The sequence below is a fragment of the Companilactobacillus futsaii JCM 17355 genome (assembly GCF_001435505.1).
Classification (GTDB): domain Bacteria; phylum Bacillota; class Bacilli; order Lactobacillales; family Lactobacillaceae; genus Companilactobacillus; species Companilactobacillus futsaii.
Genome location: NZ_AZDO01000154.1, coordinates 1 through 1,582 on the forward strand (window position 1 = coordinate 1; position 1,582 = coordinate 1,582).

Here is a 1,582-nt window from a genome sequence, read left to right on the forward strand (position 1 = left end):
CTTGACAAGGCAGAGTGCATTCCAGCCAAATTTTCTTTGCTATGGAGGACGGAATAATACTACTACCTAACTTAAAAAAGAGTCATTTCACTCTTATTGTACCCAGTTTTCATAATTTTGCTTAATCAAATGAATTATTAAAAAAATCCCAATTTACCATTGACACTTTTTGGCATGTTAACTATTATGAATCTAATAAATTTAATAATGTTATTAATTTATTAGATAAAATTTAACAAAGGAGATATAAAATATGGCAAAAGCAGATGCAACAAAAATTGATTGGAACAATCTAGGTTTCAATTATATGGACTTACCTTACCGTTTTACTGCACATTGGAAAGACGGCGCATGGCAAGATGCTGGACTAACAGAAGATAGTACACTTCACATTAGTGAGGCTTCACCAGTCTTGCACTACGGTCAAGCAGCTTTTGAAGGTATGAAAGCGTATCGTACCCCAGATGGCAAAATTCAATTGTTCAGACCTGACCGCAATGCTAAACGTTTAAAGGACTCATGTGAACGACTCTTAATGCCTGTTTTCCCAGAAGACAAATTCGTAGAAGCAGTAAAATCAGTTGTAAAAGCTAATGCTGACTTCGTACCACCTTATGGCAATGGTGCCACACTTTATATTCGTCCTTTGATTATCGGTACTGGTGAACAAATCGGTGTTCACGCTGCCCCAGAATACATCTTTACCATCTTCGCAATGCCAGTTGGTAATTACTTCAAGGGTGGACTTACACCAGTTAACTTCACTACTTCACAATACGATCGTGCCGCTCATAAAGGTACTGGTCAAAGTAAAGTTGGTGGTAACTACGCTGCCAGTCTTTATCCTGGTGAAAAGGCCCACGATAATGGCTTTGCTGATTGTGTTTACTTGGATCCAATTGAACATAAGAAGATTGAAGAAGTTGGATCAGCTAACTTCTTTGGTATTACTAAGGACAATGTCTTTGTAACACCTAAATCACCTTCTATCCTTCCAAGTATCACTAAATACTCTCTACTTTGGTTGGCTAAGAACCGTTTGGGACTTGGTGCTGAAGAAGGCGACGTTTACGTTGACCAATTGGACAGATTTGCCGAAGCCGGCGCTTGTGGTACTGCTGCTGTTATCTCACCTATTGGTGGTTTGGAACACAACGGTAACCTCCACGTCTTCTACAGTGAAACTGAAGTTGGTCCTGTAACTAAGAAATTGTATGACACATTAACTGGAATTCAATTCGGTACAGTTGAAGCACCTGAAGGTTGGGTTCAAGTAGTAGAATGAAACAATAAATAAATCAAAAAGGCCGCAGATTAATGTCCGCGACCTTTTTTCATATATTGTTGAGAAGTGAGGTAGTAGGATCCAAAAACACAGCCCTCAAATCCTTACCCGTCCCCCTGATGGAAACTAAATTTAATAGGATTCTTGTGCTTTTAAATCTCACAGGTAAATTGTATATACAAATTAGTTATTTAAAACTTCTATTTTAATAAAATTTTCTATCAAATATTGGAATATTTAATTTTGGCAGATTGTAAAATATAACCGAACACTAGTGGACACAAAAACCCATAAAGG

1 protein-coding gene is annotated in these 1,582 nt (G+C 37.5%); it reads left to right on the top strand.

From position 1 onward, the window contains the following. The first annotated feature begins 253 nt into the window (after window positions 1-253). Window positions 254-1,285, top strand: a complete 1,032-nt coding sequence (locus FC88_RS12525) for a branched-chain amino acid aminotransferase (RefSeq protein ID WP_057816128.1) — start codon at window positions 254-256, stop codon at window positions 1,283-1,285. Window positions 1,286-1,582: the final 297 nt, after the last annotated feature.